Source organism: Cyanobacteriota bacterium (genome assembly GCA_025054735.1).
Taxonomy (GTDB): Bacteria; Cyanobacteriota; Cyanobacteriia; order SKYG9; family SKYG9; genus SKYG9.
In genome coordinates, this window is record JANWZG010000037.1 from 1 (window position 1) to 14,851 (window position 14,851).

Consider the following 14,851-nt stretch of genomic DNA (forward strand, 5'->3'; position numbering starts at 1 on the left):
GACTGTGAAGTCGGTGGTGTAGACGGCGGCGCAGTTGGCGGTGTGGGTGACTGTGAAGTCGGTGGTGTAGACGGCGGCGCAGTTGGCGGTGTGGGTGACTGTGAAGTCGGTGGTGTAGACGGCGGTGTGGTTGGTGGTGGCGCTGGGGTAGTAGGGGGTGGGGTGACAATATAGGGGGGCATGACGCTCATCCTACCGTTAGAGCCAGTAGTACCAGACCCAGATGTTAGCGGCTGAGGTGTTGGTGGCTGAGGTATGGAACCCAGGTGAATAGAGAAATCAGGATCGACGCGGATCGTAATGCCTAACTCACGACAAAATTCAGCGATCGCTACGAATGCAGAGTTCTCCATAATAATGCCCTGCATGAACGGACGAGCAGGAGTCTGAGGAGAGTCGATCGGGTTGCCCTGAGCATCTTCTGGCCGATTCAAGAATATCGGCACTATGGCATAGCCCGATACCGGTTGTGCATCTTCAAGATAGTTGGCCTGAAGGCGATTACTAATGACATTCAGATACCGCCCTCTGCCATTCCAGGTCAAGCGAAAACCATAGGCAGTTGCCAAGTTTGCCAATTTCACATAGCAGCGGTTGTCGGCTAACAGGTAACCCTTACTTAAAAAAGTGGTTTCACCCAAGTAGATGTCACAAAGGCGCAAAATATCCGATGGTCTAGCGGGTGCTGCTGGTGCAGGAGCAGGTGTCGGTGGTGGCGGTGGCGGCTCAGATACACCTAGATAAATTGACAAGTCTGAGGCAACTCGAATGGCGATACCCAATTCCTGACAAAAGTCTGCCAAGCTCACCCAAAGAGCATTATCAATCACTAGACCTTGCATGAAGGGACGAGTCAATACCTGAGAGTCAACGATAGCAACCCCTGAAGCATCCTCTGGGCGATTTAGATATATATCAACAGATGGAAACCCTAAAAATATCGGTGCAGCCGCTAGATACTTCACTTGGTACTGCGTTGTTTTCAGGTTGGCATAGCCCTTAGCTGCACTCCACGTCGTGGTAATGCCATAGGCTGCCGTTAGGGTGGACAACTGGGCATAGGCGCGATTATCTGTCAGGATCCAAGCCCTGCCAGCAATGCGGTTATTAATATAGAGGTTAACGTCACGCAGTCTGGGGGATCGTCTTGCGTCAATGGCTGCCTGCTGTAAATATTGCCGAATCATATCTCGTAACCGAAAACCCCCTTCACCAGGACGATCTGAGGGACTCAGTTGCCACAAGCCCCATCGCTCTTGGTAACCTGTGGGCCAATCATCAAACCAAGCCGTGGGGCCAAAGTTTTCATGAGGTAACCCCAGCAACCGAGCGCGGCGACTGTATTCCTCTGCTTGAACTGTAGAGGTGGGCTTACTCCACCCAGACACTTGTCGAGCTGCCTCTAAGGGAAAGTCTCGATTAGCAGCGGCTTCTGCTTGGGTCAAGATGCGTTGGATAGAAACATGTTCCGGTGTCCACCCTAGGCGATAGGCAAGGTTAGCAACTTCTCGACAGAGGCTATCAATTTGCTCACGTCTAGGGGGATAGCTTGACCAGCCATCACCACCCATGCAAGCCAGACAGAGACTAACGGCATGACTATTGCGACCGTGGGTATGACCATGAAGTGGCTGGTCATATCCAGCTAGGCGACGCACTGCACCATTACCTTGCACAACAGTATGATAAGTACCCGGAGATGCCCAGTTGTAGTCGGTTGCAGACCAATGGAGATAGATCTTGGTAATGGGTTGCGCCATATCGTAACTCTGACCTTTGGCTAGATTGGCAATTTTTCAATGCCTTTGTTAGATCCAATAACTACCATAACTGAGCCTTTTTGGAGTCGGCGGCTTGGTTCTGGGTTCACCTCAACATGGCCATCGTTAACGATCGCTAATAGGTTTAAGCCATAACGGTTGCGTAGTTGTAGTTCTGCAATTGTCCGATGATCAAACTCGGCGGGGGTGATCACTTCCACAATACTATGGTCAGGATCCAACTCGAAGCGATCAAGAATTCCTGGTTTCGTCAACGATCGAGCCAACGTGCAGCCCATTTCATGCTCTGGAAACACCACATGGTCAGCCCCAACCTTCTTTAAGAGCTTTTCATGAATTTCTGAGGAAGCCTTGGCAACCACATTAGGAACGCCAGCCTCTTTCAAGTTCATGGTGGTAATGACACTGGCTTCTACATAATTGCCAATGCTCACAATCACCGTATCAAAATCCGTGATACCTGCTTCTTTTAAGGCAACCAATTGTGTTGAGTCGATTTGAACAGCATGAGACGCAATATGGTCAGCTAGCACTTGTGCAACCCGCGTTTCTTCTGAGTCGGCAGCCAATACTTCGTACCCCGTATGATGCAAGGTGCTGCATACAGCCCTGCCAAAACGACCTAAACCAATGACAGCAAATTGTCGATTTCCTTCTCGCAGATGTCGAAAGAAGCTTAGGGAGGCTAAGTTCATAACGTAGGGATAAGACAAAACAACGGAACCGAAGGTATAGCTAGGATAGGATTGTCAGTCTATGGTTCAACCATGAACCTGAATCTCTACGTCAGGCTACGCTGTTAATCATAGAGCATCCTGATACCCTACGTTTTGTCAAGGTTTTAGCAGACATGTTGTCTTGCAAACTATTCTTTAGGATTGTTATAAACCAGCGATCGGTTGCCCTGCTCGATCGTAAACCACCACATCCCACTGGCCATTGACACTAGACTCGAAGGCAATACGACGACCATCAGCGCTAATGGATGGGTTACGAACAGCCGCCCGTAGGCTTGCCGTCAGATTACGCAATTGTCGGGTATTGCGATTATAGAGATAGATGCCAGATATGCCCTGACGGATGCCTGTAAACACAATGAACTGTCCATCAGCAGAAATTGAAGGCTGAGACGCGATAAAGTCTGGAGCATTCAGCCCTGGCAAGTCAATCAAGCGCTGAGTTGTGAGGTCGTATAGGTAGATGTCCTGACTGCCACGACGATCGGACACAAATATCAAATAACGCCCAGCCATCTGGGGTGATTGGTCAGCATAGGTACTATTGAGACTGCGCCCCCCTGGATCAAAGGGAAAGGTCAACAGCCGAGCAGGGGTAACACAACCCCCTAGACAGATTGTGAGCAAAGCTAGCAGTGGTATCTGTTTCATAAGGTCGCCAGAGCAATCTCTGATCGGGACTATGGTGATGGTTGCAAGCCAGGAATAGGAGCATTAGGACGATCCAATTCCACCGTAGCACCCCGATCTAACACTTCAATATCCCATTGACCCCGTGAACCTGTCTCAAAGGTGATGTAGCGTCCATCTGGGCTAATCTTAGGATTGCGGATCCAACCTTGGTATCCGATCGTTAATATCTGAGTACGTCGAGTTGCCCGATCGTAGAGTTCAATTTCTGGCCTGCCCCGGTCACTAGCCAAATAGACAATATAGCGAGCTGTGTAGCTAAGGCTGGGCTGCTCGGCGATCGCATTACGACGGTTTAGCTGGGGCAAATACACAAACTGACGCTGCTGCAAGTCATACAGGAGGATATTACGGCTGCCGTCTCGGTTAGACACAAAGGCTAAGAATCGACCGTCTCCACTTAAAGCTGGTTGTTCATCTGTATAGCGGCTATTGAGAGTACTAGTGAGGGGAAATTGATCAGTAGTAGCACAACTAGTCAGCGCCAACACAGTACTCATGGCTACCAACTTGGCAATCATTAAAGCTATGCGAGATAGCAAATCAGGACTGTGTAAACTCAGCAGACGTGTCGTCGTCATCCGTGAAACTGGTTGGCCTGGGCCTATCAGCATCATCCTCGTCACTGCTTCGCTGCCGCTTCCAGCTTACTTCACTGTTGTCAGCGTAGGCATCAACTGATTCGTCAGTGCCATTATTCGACCAATTGCTAGCATCATCACGTTGATCACCGCGCTTACCTGTTGATTCAAAAGGCTGGTCAACGGGTTGATAATCAACATAATCTTCATCCACAGCAACTCTAGCTGACGATCGCCGCCGAGGCGGTGACGGTTGATCATCGGGAGACGGTGAAGGTGGACGCGATCGGCGTGGCCTAGGTGGCAGATCTTCATCGTCCATGGGAGCATAGCCAGATGTTTGCTCACGACTGCGAGAGGGTCGTGCGGGACGATCATCCACCGATGTCCGGGGTGGCGCTTGATTGCTATCGTCTCGCGCAGGCCGCGGGCGGCGCTTTCGAGTCATATCGTCCACATCACCAGATGCACGCCCACGCGGTTCATCTTCGGGCGGGCGCACATCTCCCCGCAGAGGAGGCCGCCGACGGACTTCCGTATCGTAATTATCCTCGTCGCGATCGCGCAGGTCACGAGTGCCCCTGATGCGACGACGCTGGGGACGTTCATCAAAGGTTTCATAGTCATCCAGCTCCGCTCGATACACGCGGCTGACGGGGCGATCGTCATCCACGATTGGGCTGCGTTTAGCCTGTTCTGTAGCTACACCTCGCAGGCGGATACTTTCCCAGGCAAAAAACACGGCTGATCCTGCCAACAAAAACACTCCAAATTGTAAGATCGGATCAAGCCGCCATCCTTGGGACAATAGGATCAACCCACACAATAGGCCAACGGCTGAGAAGAAAATATCGTGGTCGCGGGCTAATTCAGGACGAAAGTTACGCAAAAAATACAGCCCGGCCCCAGCAACAGCTAGTGCAATCCCCAAAATACTTGCAGGATTCAGCCCTAAGTTAACTTGAGCCTGGACAATCTGAACAGATCCCTCCGCAGCGATCGCTATGTCCATTGCCCAGCTTCCTATAGCGTAAAATCCAAAATCTATCATTGCACTTAGCTACCTAGCCAAACCTCAGTTCCCTAACAGGCTAGCATACTCACAACACTGTAGGCTTTTAGTGCCAAGCTAGTTAATAATGTTAGGAGTCTTGGTGCTAGAGAGGCTGCATAGACAACCGCGATAAAGACCAAACTCAGCAAACAAGTCGGCTAAGTTGCAACTCCATCTCTTGTCCCAAACTCCTAACGCTAAACGTTATGCAGTACTATGTCTAGCGGCGAACAATCTTATCTTTCTGGCTAATAAACAGCAGAGCAACCGTAGTAGGAATCACAACGATCACCGCGCCCAAAATCAAGCTCCAAAAAAAGTTCATCAATGATGGTGTCATAGGGGTTACGAGTCTAAGAGTATTTACAAAACAGTTACAGAACTAATTCTAGTCGGAAGGGATCGTCTTGAGAAGACATAACTGATTCCAGAAGGTCGTTAAAATTAAATCATTATTGGTTTACAAACATTTACACTTAGGATGCATACTAAATGACTGCAATGACTGTGACGATCGGACTTACTTGGGGATTGGGATTGTTCTTAGGGTTGATGACTTTGCTATTTATCATTCGGATTGTATTGACTTGGACTCCACAAGTTGACCTCAGTCAACCGCTGTTTAAGATGGTTGTGATACCAACAGAGCCATTTTTGGCACCCTCGCGAAAGCTGGTGCCACCGATTGGTGGTGTCGATATAACCCCTGTTATCTGGGTTGGCATCTTTAGTCTGCTGCGTGAACTGTTGCTTGGTCAACAGGGCATTTTCACCATGATGGCATCCCGATAGGACATAACCTCATGGATAGCGCTCACATCGATCGTCTGTTAGACGACCTAAAAAATCCTGATGAGACCATCCGACAGCAAGCAACTGAGGCTCTCTGGCAGTTTTGGTTTCACCAAAAGGGCATCTATGGGCTAGAGCTACTTCAGCGTAGCCAAAGCCTCCTAGAAGCTGGTCAGGTAGCCTCTGCTGAAATGCTGCTAACTGACTTGATTCAACATCAACCAGATTTTGCTGAGGCATGGAATCGTCGAGCAGTCTTGTACTATATGACAGGTCGTTACCAACAAGCCATCCAGGATTGCAAGCAGGTCATTGCCCTCAACCCAGTGCATTTTGGGGCATTGCACGGCCTAGGGCTTTGTCGTGCAGCTATTGGAGACTATCTAGGGGCAATTCAGGCATTTAAGCGTGCTTTAGAGATTCAACCCTATGCCATTGAAAATCAGCGGTTACTGCTGGAATGCACCATTCGACTTGGCTAAGGGCAATTTTGTGGCTGTGGTCAGGGTTAAAACCCCTTGAGGGTGGAGTTTCTGATTAAAATCGGCGGTATGCAGTAAAGCCATAGGGTCAGAGATCATTAGTACAGAAACAATTGCCGTGTTAAACCTTTATCGCTTAGAAGACATTCAACCTTCTGATTGCGACTCTGTCGGAGAGCAGGGGTTTCACATGGCCCAGCTAGCTCGCAGCGGTGTGGCAGTAGTTCCTTCTCTGGTGATATCAGTCCAAGCGTTTCAAGCCTTCTTAGGGCAGATAAATTGGCTAGAGCCACTCTTTGCGGACTTACCTGACTCTTCACTATATCTAAATCAGCAAAATCCTTGTCAATTGCAGGCGATCGCCCGTCAAATCCGCAGTGAACTGTTGACTGCAACTCTGCCAAATGAGCTAGTGAGCGAGATTGTAGCGGCTGTATCTCCTTGGCAAGTGCCCGCCTTGACGCTGCAACCCTATGTCACGATTCAAGGCAACAGCACTCTCAGCAGTCAGCTCAGTGAGTTGTTAGATCCTCAAATCTGTTGGGTTGATCCAGCAGCCATCACCCAGGGACTACAAGCAGCTTGGGGTGAAGTGTTTCGAGCTAGGAGTATGCTGCTTTGGCAAGGTCACGGCATTCAACTGCAACACTTGAGAATGACGATCGTTGTCCAGCCCTTAGATTCGGCCCTAGGCAGCGGCACTGCCCAAACCGACGGCACTGATATTACAGTCCAAGCCTTTCGTGGTGTAGCTTTACGGTCATGTTATGGCATGTTAGTGCCAGATACCTATCGTTTGCGTTGTTACAGCGGTGAGTTGGTCGAGCAAATTATTACCAAGAAGTCTATATGTTGCACACCTACTTTACCAACCCGTAGACAGGCGGCTGATGAGACCTATCCCCTACCGATGGGGGTTCACGAAGCATTACCCTACCGACTTGAGGCTGACGACCAGCAACTTCACCCTGTACTTAGGGTAGACCAGTTACAGTCACTGGCTGAACTAGTGAGACAGGTGCAACCATTACTAGGATCCAAGTTTCGGATAGGTTGGATCTTTGCAAATCATGCTCAACATCTTGGGACTACCTTAAAGTTGTCTAGTGTCCAGATTATTCAGCATTCTCCACCAAGCCAACTTGCTCAGGCAGCAACATTGACTTCGCCAGCAACGACTCCGTTACCCCTAGTCAAAGGGTTACCAGCTTCTAGAGGGCAGGTTATTGGCACTGTTTATATAGTATCTGCTGCTCAAGCACGCCCCCATCGGCTGCATCCTGGCACTATTCTCGTCACTTCTAGCCTTAGTCCAGACTGGCTGCCCTTGTTAGAACAGGTTGTTGGCATTATCACTGAACAAGGGGGATTAACATCCCACGCTGCTATTTTGGCCCGAGAGTTGGGGCTTCCAGCGATCGTCAATGCTGCCCATGCCACACAGCGGTTGCAACCAGGACTGCCAGTATTGCTAGACGGCGATCGGGGTGAAGTTTACCCTGCCCAGCAATCAATGGTTGCCCAAGAGACACGGCCTCACCACGATTATTCGTTGTCGTCGTCTCTTGGCTATTCCGCGCCCGTGACTACAGTGCAGACTCAACTTTTGGTTAACCTCAGCCAAGTGCAGTCGATCGAGGTTGCCCGTCATCCTGGTGTGAGCGGGGTTGGGTTACTTCGCTCTGAGTTGCTAGCTCTCAAAATCCTAGACTATCAGCATCCGCGATCGTGGCTCAGGCATAATCGTCAAGCTATATTCGTAGAACGGATGGCGCTAGCAGTTAGTCAAATTGCTGCTGCCTTTTTTCCTCGCCCTGTGTGGTATCGCTCCTTAGATTTGCGCTCCCACGAGTTTCGTGCCTTGGTCGGGGGTGAAGAGATGGCGATCGAAGCTAATCCTATGCTGGGGTTACGGGGCACTCTCAGCTATGTTAAGGATCCCACGCTGTTTACACTGGAGTTAGCAGCTCTAGCGCAAGTCCAACACCAAGGGTATACCAATGTACATTTGCTCCTGCCCTTTGTCCGTACAGTTGAGGAATTTGAGCTTTGTCGGCAACAGGTGGTGAGTGCAGGCTTAACTACTAACACCCCCCTGCAAATCTGGATCATGGCAGAGGTACCATCTGTGGTCTGGCTATTGCCTGACTATGCACGAGCGGGTGTCCAGGGTATTTCCATTGGCACAAATGACTTAACACAACTGGTGCTAGCGATCGATCGAGATGAAACCCTCGCGGCTGAGGGCTACAATGCCAATCACCCGGCAGTATTGGGTGCGATCGCCCAGATCATCCACCAAGCACGAGCACTCCATATCCCTTGCTCCATCTGTGGGCAAGCACCCGTCCAGTATCCCGATCTCATTCCCTATTTAGTCCAACTAGGGATCTCATCAATTTCTGTAGAAGCAAGCGCCATTGAGCAGACCTATCAAGCCATCCTGAACGCAGAGCAACAACTTGGCTCCTCTTGCTTGCTATAGAGCAAGAAACTGACAAGCACGATAGTCATCATCAGTGGCTGGCACTAAGAGAATAAATAAGACATTGCTGAGACATCGCTGGTCGAGGGATGATTTGAGGTGACTGTCTGTCAGCATGTTCAAAGTGGGAATTTTGGCACAGTTAAAGCATTGCAGTGATATTTTCGCCAAGGATTAAGTATAGTCATCCCAGATTAGCAAGAAGCATTCAAGCCCCCTTACCCGCTCTGAAAGAAGGGTTGAAGTAAGGGTAAGTGTTCCAAGCTAAATTGGAACGACTATAAATCAACAGAGTGACCACTTAGGCTACCCTCGCCCCGAACCCTCTGCTAGAAACATGTCACCGTTGCGGGGTCTTCCCTTAGCCCTAATCCCATAGACCTTTCTCCTCCAAAGAGTTGGCACAACCAGCATCCTCTAACTCGCAGGCATTCGAGTCTGATTACAATCCATTAACAAACAATCTCCCCTGAGCGGCATCACAGCAGGCAGAGCCAAAGGGAGCGTGCCCTGAGTAAAGCCAAGGAGACTATATTCTTAAGTGATTTAGATTCGTAGCTCCTTGAGGGAGCCAAGAATTTGAGCATAAAAGGGTTGAGGACTAAAGTCCTCACTACGAACTTGCCTACTGTGCAGTGTGAGTTTAGGAGAAGTTTAGGAGAACGAGTCTCATTCCTCATCCGCTGCAATGCTTACTCCTAGAGAGACTACATTATTAGTTCCATCAGTAGTACCCCTGTCAGTGTTTCCCAAATTCACTCTGCATCGGCATAGCCCAATCCCAAAAAATTTGTAGTGATTCTTCTGGGTATGTTACTGCCAGATTAAATTCACCCTGTTCGTTGAATAGAAATTCCCATAGCAATACGCGAGCTATTCAGGGCATCTGTAGGGTGAGTTCTGACACGAACTGCAACTGCACCTGTGCCTTAACCCCACCCTTGAACACCATACGGCCTTATCCTACGAAAATTGAATTGGCTGGCATAAACGTGAACTTCACCGTCCCCTTCCAAGTTGGGAGAGGAATAGGTAGCTTGAGTAGTTATGCTGGAGGCTATTTATGGCAGCTATTCAAAGTTATAGGCAACACCTAGTAGCAGACCAATTGATGAGCCACCAGTCACCGTAGCGTTTAATGAGCCAGTAATTGTGATTTCTTTGGAAACGGGGACATCCACACCACCTGTAAACAACAGTTCAAAGGAGGTGCTGCCGCGGGTAGCTGCTGCTACACCAGCACCCAGGAAGGGAAGCACTGTAGCACCTGCTATCCGGCGACCCCGGAAATCGTAGGTAACCGGTAACAATACCGTGAGGTTATCAGTAAACAGGATTGATGGACGAAACGAGAGATAATTTGTAAAGCCAATTTTGCTAATGATAGCAAAGCTAGTTTGGCCTAAGCCTGTTCTGCCGGATCCTAGACCAATATTGAGGCCACCCCCAATGTAGCTGAAACCGTAGTTAGGTTCTGAAGAGGTAGTAACGTCTTGAATCTGCTTAGTATCAGCAGAGGCTACATTCATAGCAGTAAGCTGAACTTGGGGAGCTACATCCAGGGCCACTTGCTCAGGTGATAAGGTCACTGGTGCGCTGAACTGAGCAAGCATGATCGGAGCTTCGCCCTGGAATGTAACTGTGCTATCAGAAAACGTTGGCGCAGTTACCTGAAAGCCATCGCTCTGGGCATCCGTCATGTAGGCAGAAAGACTAGATGCACTTGTGATTTCTGGTACCTTAACTGAGCTGGTAGATAGCTGCTCAGCATGAGTTAGATTTTGTACTCCCAGTAATGCTGAGGTTGTAATACTAGCTACGAGTGCAGATTGACAAGCTAATACCGGTAAACGCATAATCACTCCTCCCAAAATATACTAAACAATCTTGTATTGGTGCAGTTAATTTAATAACTGAACTTGATCAGGAACACCACAATCCTTAAACTTCCCAAAAGTGTGGCAAACTCTTCAGAAGTTTTCCAAATACTAGCAGGAATGCCGATAAATCCCAAGTGTTATCGGCAGGGCTAGGATAGAGCTAGCTATTCTCTGATGTTCGAGAGTTAGGTAATGATGGCGCGGGTTTTGACGATCGTTGACGATTAATCAGTTGTCGTTGCAGGGTCTTAAACTGACGAGAGAGATAGCCAACATTCCCAGCTTGCCCACCATAACGCCAGCGAACATAGGCAGTCGAGATGTCATCTACAACCTGAGCCGTAGATTCGGGGTAGTGCTGACGAATAGTACGGGCATACTCCAAAGGAGTATCTGCTGCACGCTTACCATAACCCTGCATGGCCAGCCAGTTCACCATTTGTCGATAGAGCCGCTCCATAGGGGGCAGTGTTGCCAAGAAACGGTGGTAGCACCACGCTTGCCAGCTTGCCCACAGTAGCCAGCCACAGAATCCGATCGCCGTGGCCATGATTAGTGCTATCAAGATACCCAGCCACCCCTGACTCAACAAGGCAAAGAACCAGCCAATCATTTGCCCTAAGAAATCCATAACCACAGCAATTACTTGGTTGAGCCAACCGCGCAGCGGTGTAGGCAGCCATCCAGCTACCCATTTCCAAAAAGATTCTAGAACTGTGAAGCTTTCGTAGTCTTCGATTGAAGGGGGATAGAGTTCGTGCCCAGGAATGGGGTCAAAGGCAAACCACCCAAACTGGGGGAAAAACACCTCTGTGACGGCATATGCGTCTGTATTGCGAACGACATAGAAGCCAGTAAAGGGATTGAACTCACCAGGACCAAAGCCAGTGGCTAAGCGAGCAGGAATTCCAATTGATCGCAACATTACTGTCAGAGTTGTAGAAAAATGATCTGCATAGCCGCCACGATAGACAAAGAGAAACGCCTCGGTCATGTCTTGGTTAAGTTCCCAGAAGGGCATTTCTGGTAATATTTCGTAGTTTTGCTTAAGGTATTGGGTCAAGAACAGGGCTTTCTCGTAGGGAGAATCTAAGGGCTGGTCAGAGGTAGCAAGGATTTCTTCTGTTTTTTGTCGGATCCGTTGCACGATACGCGATGGCAATTGCAGGTAATAGTTCTTAATTCCTTTTGCATAGTCGGTAGAGGCGGTGCGCAGGCGACTACGATCGCGATAGGGCACTTCAGAAATGACAGTGTAGGTAAAGCCCTCAGTTAGGGCTAGGGGCGATCGTAGGCTGCCCTCTGGGTCAATACCAATCTGGCGGGTGGGAAAGTAAAGCTCCTTAGGTTGCACCAACGCTGGAATAATGTTGGGCATTTCTTCACTGACGATGGTGTACGTTTGCACAACCTCCCGAAAACGATTCAAGGTGTAAGGGCGCTCTAGGAAAAACTGATAAGTCCACTCCGGGCGAGTTACTGTTCTTGCTTCTGCATTGCGTGACACTTCCCAGCCGCGACCAGTATAACGATCAAACCCCATGACTCGCCAATAGCCAGCCGCCTGCGATCGCACCCGCATTACCACTTGCGGCTTCAACTGTCCTCGCAGGTTTTGGTTAATTTCCGTATTAAATCCATAGTATTGAACAGGATCCAATGACCCTGGTGCGCCAATGCGAGCCTGCTGGGGATCTCTTTGGCCAGCAGCATCAGTGCCTACTTGGTTGCCATTACCACCATTCCCTTGCCTGCCCTCTCGCACATAGCCCGGATTAACCACCCGCGTTGCATCAAACTCTCCCTGAAACTCAACTGGAGCGCTAACTGGAAAAGTACGCAACTGATAACCAGGCAACCGGGGCATGAAGGCAAAAATGACTAACCCCAGCCCTAGCACCGTAGCGAACAAAATACCTAGTTGCTTGGGAGTCAGGGGCATTACCGCCAACAGGTTGGCTCTAATGGGTTGAGCAGACTGACGATCGCCCACAATCCCCAACCGAGAGCGATAATCTAGCACCATCATGGGCAGAGCAATAGCAATAAACACCAGCAGTGCTGGTGCAAACATTAAAGTTTGACTCAAGGTTGCCGCTACCCCTAGCAAGATAAGGCCAATAACCATGGAATAGCCCAAATCTTTGCGTCGGGGCAAGTCGAAGCTGTGCAACACTTGCAGTTGAATCAATAGTTGCGCCAGGGCTAGTCGGGTATCGTTCAATGTACCGAGTAGGCGACTAAAGAAGAAAAACAGGGACAGCAACATCCCAATCGCCAACAGAAATTTGACTGGAATATTGCGTCGTCGTCGAGTTCGCCAACTCCATGCTGCTCCAGCAATGCTGATGGGAATTGCCCAGTAGCTTGTTATCTGCCATGCAGCAGTGACATCAAGAGCTGCCATGTCCGTAGCAATGATGCCAACCACCACCAATGCCTGCACTAAAATTCGCAGAGCAACAGAATCTTCGATATCAGCACGATGAGGTAACCCTGATGGCGGTTGTGCTTGAAGAGAAGACCTAGCGGTCGAGGAAATCGACTGCATATCAGAGGCATTAGTCATGGCGGTTAGCGACGCAACGTTGACGAAATCGCTCCTAGTCTAACCAACCTTGTCACTACTTGCCCAACTAGGCACGATCACCAACCTGTGCCTTAGGATGCAGCACTTGGACACACTGCAAACACGAGTGGTTGTTGCTCATCGCCCTGAAGGTAAATTTCCAGCGGACAAATCTGATTTGGCTTTAAATCCAACAACTCTACACTAAGTGCACCAGCATCTAACCGCGAGGCTTGCGCTTCCATATCACCCGATCGCAGCACCAAGCTAGCTGCACAAGGCACATGACCGCGCACCCGGAGTTCACCACCACTTTGCGCCTGATAGTTCATAGCTAGCATCAACGGCCCTGCCTCAGTTAGCCATTGACGTTCAGCCGTTGGCTGAGCAGCAGACACCTTAACCGTCAACATATCCAACACTTCCTTGGCCGCCAGCATTGACAGCACCACCTTCTGGTCAGATGACGCTGCTTCGTAGCTTGTGGGTAAATCATTTGCAGTCAACGCTGCTGAACGAGAAGCTCCCAGCAGCACTACCCCCGCTAAGGAGTTGAAATCTTGATTGCTCTCAGGAAACAATGACTCAACCACCTGGACTAACTTAGCGCCCTCCAACAGCGATTGCTGAACAACTCGGCGACATTGCCCAAACAATTTAGCCAATACTGGCTCAGGCAAGGATATTGGCAACTTCAGGCTACGTAGTTGAGCCATCCATGAACCTTGGGCCAGTCCACTAACTACAGCTTCGGCCTGTTCGTACTCATAGTCACCCACTTCACTTTCCCAGGGGAATAGCGGTGGATTCTGTTGAATCTCGGCTTGGAGCCGACGCTTTAATATGGCATGGAATCGATCTTGCACAGTACCTATTTCTCCCGAATGAACTAGTCGAACCCCTGAGTGCGGAGAGAAGTTTACTGATTCACGGAGGACAGGCTCGATGGAAGATAACTCCTCCGATACGAGTGGATCCAGATCGTCGATTGGTAAACCTACGTGCTTCAGCTTACTCGATCTTGGATATCCAGTCACCTGTTCCTTAGTCATCGATTGATCATGACAATCACAATCGGCTGGCATCACTCCGTGGCGGTGAGATCTTTCCCTGATTGGAACTAGCTTGCTTAACACAGTCATGTCAAGCAGCCAGTTAATTAACTCTCCTTCGGATCGCTGATTATCCATCAACTGACCCCTTATTCAGTCCGAGAATTCCCCGATCCGGATACTGCACCATTACGAATTTCCCAGGCTTGCTCCAAAAGTTTTGACCATTGCTTCTGTACTTGATTGACCGTACAACTCAGTGTTTGGGCGATCGCGCCATCCGACAATCCCTGTTGCTTTAAGCTCAACAAATCTTGTTGCTGAGGCGTAATCTTTAGCTGAAAGAGTTGCCACTGTTGAGACGTTAACCCTAGACTATGGTCTAAATCTGCCTCTAGCCACTGATGCACCAACTCCCAGCGATGGGACAGAGCAAACCGAATTAGATGATACTTAAAGCGCTGTTGTAAGTAGTCACGCTGGCGGGGTGTTAGATCTAAAATGGCTTCAATTTCGCTAGCTGAGAGATCTTGTAACCGGAGTGTGAAATAGTCAGCACAATCTTCCTGGTCACGCTCCTTGAGATATTCCATCAATTCCGTAATCACTGCATCCCGTAGGGAGTCTTCTGTTGGTTCTGGCTCACGGGCAACCATCTGCTCACGAACTCGTTGCAGTGAAGCATTACTCCAAGTCTGTTCTGAATCTCCCGATGTCCCATCTGCTGCCATTTCAATATCCACTAGTG

Annotated in this window: 13 protein-coding genes; 3 read left to right on the plus strand and 10 right to left on the minus strand. The window is 49.4% G+C overall.

The genetic code is table 11. From position 1 onward, the window contains the following. From NZ772_03270 to NZ772_03295, 6 genes are all read right to left on the minus strand, one after another. On the minus strand, nt 1-1,760 hold a 1,760-nt coding region (locus NZ772_03270), incomplete at its 3' end, for an N-acetylmuramoyl-L-alanine amidase (GenBank protein ID MCS6812580.1). 20 nt (nt 1,761-1,780) lie between these two features. Continuing rightward, nucleotides 1,781-2,476, minus strand: coding sequence for a TrkA family potassium uptake protein (locus tag NZ772_03275; GenBank protein MCS6812581.1), 696 nt, complete (start codon nt 2,474-2,476; stop codon nt 1,781-1,783). Nucleotides 2,477-2,662: 186 nt separating this feature from the next. Beyond that, the gene (locus tag NZ772_03280; protein MCS6812582.1) at nt 2,663-3,169 is read right to left on the minus strand and encodes a Tol biopolymer transporter periplasmic protein; all 507 of its coding nucleotides are present in this window, start codon (nt 3,167-3,169) and stop codon (nt 2,663-2,665) included. 29 nt (nt 3,170-3,198) lie between these two features. Beyond that, a complete protein-coding gene (locus tag NZ772_03285; GenBank protein MCS6812583.1) occupies nt 3,199-3,708 on the minus strand; it encodes a biopolymer transporter Tol in 510 nt (169 codons plus the stop codon). A 43-nt stretch (nt 3,709-3,751) separates the two neighbouring features. Next, nucleotides 3,752-4,801: a Ycf66 family protein gene (locus NZ772_03290; protein ID MCS6812584.1), complete on the minus strand. Its 1,050-nt coding sequence runs from the start codon at nt 4,799-4,801 to the stop codon at nt 3,752-3,754. A gap of 262 nt (nt 4,802-5,063) precedes the next feature. Then, nucleotides 5,064-5,183, minus strand: coding sequence for a photosystem II reaction center X protein (locus NZ772_03295; protein MCS6812585.1), 120 nt, complete (start codon nt 5,181-5,183; stop codon nt 5,064-5,066). 152 nt (nt 5,184-5,335) lie between these two features. Here NZ772_03295 and NZ772_03300 point away from each other — a divergent pair, with 152 nt between their 5' ends. The 3 genes from NZ772_03300 to NZ772_03310 all read left to right on the plus strand — a co-directional run bounded on the left by NZ772_03300 (nt 5,336) and on the right by NZ772_03310 (nt 8,602). After that, nucleotides 5,336-5,635 carry a YggT family protein gene (locus NZ772_03300; protein ID MCS6812586.1) on the plus strand — a complete coding sequence of 100 codons (300 nt, stop codon included), beginning with the start codon at nt 5,336-5,338 and terminating at the stop codon, nt 5,633-5,635. 11 nt (nt 5,636-5,646) lie between these two features. Continuing rightward, the gene (locus tag NZ772_03305) at nt 5,647-6,117 is read left to right on the plus strand and encodes a tetratricopeptide repeat protein (protein ID MCS6812587.1); all 471 of its coding nucleotides are present in this window, start codon (nt 5,647-5,649) and stop codon (nt 6,115-6,117) included. Nucleotides 6,118-6,235: 118 nt separating this feature from the next. After that, the gene (locus NZ772_03310) at nt 6,236-8,602 is read left to right on the plus strand and encodes a PEP-utilizing enzyme (protein ID MCS6812588.1); all 2,367 of its coding nucleotides are present in this window, start codon (nt 6,236-6,238) and stop codon (nt 8,600-8,602) included. A 1,070-nt stretch (nt 8,603-9,672) separates the two neighbouring features. Here the strand turns inward: NZ772_03310 and NZ772_03315 are convergent. The 4 genes from NZ772_03315 to NZ772_03330 all read right to left on the minus strand — a co-directional run. After that, complete coding sequence (locus NZ772_03315) at nt 9,673-10,458, minus strand: hypothetical protein (protein MCS6812589.1); 786 nt, start codon at nt 10,456-10,458, stop codon at nt 9,673-9,675. Nucleotides 10,459-10,642: 184 nt separating this feature from the next. Continuing rightward, nucleotides 10,643-13,051 carry a DUF3488 and DUF4129 domain-containing transglutaminase family protein gene (locus NZ772_03320; GenBank protein ID MCS6812590.1) on the minus strand — a complete coding sequence of 803 codons (2,409 nt, stop codon included), beginning with the start codon at nt 13,049-13,051 and terminating at the stop codon, nt 10,643-10,645. Between the two features lie 92 nt (nt 13,052-13,143). Then, on the minus strand, nt 13,144-13,917 hold the full coding sequence (locus tag NZ772_03325; protein ID MCS6812591.1) for a PatU: 774 nt from the start codon (nt 13,915-13,917) through the stop codon (nt 13,144-13,146). A gap of 335 nt (nt 13,918-14,252) precedes the next feature. Further along, a partial coding sequence (locus tag NZ772_03330) for a hypothetical protein (GenBank protein MCS6812592.1) occupies nt 14,253-14,851 on the minus strand: 599 nt, incomplete at its 5' end.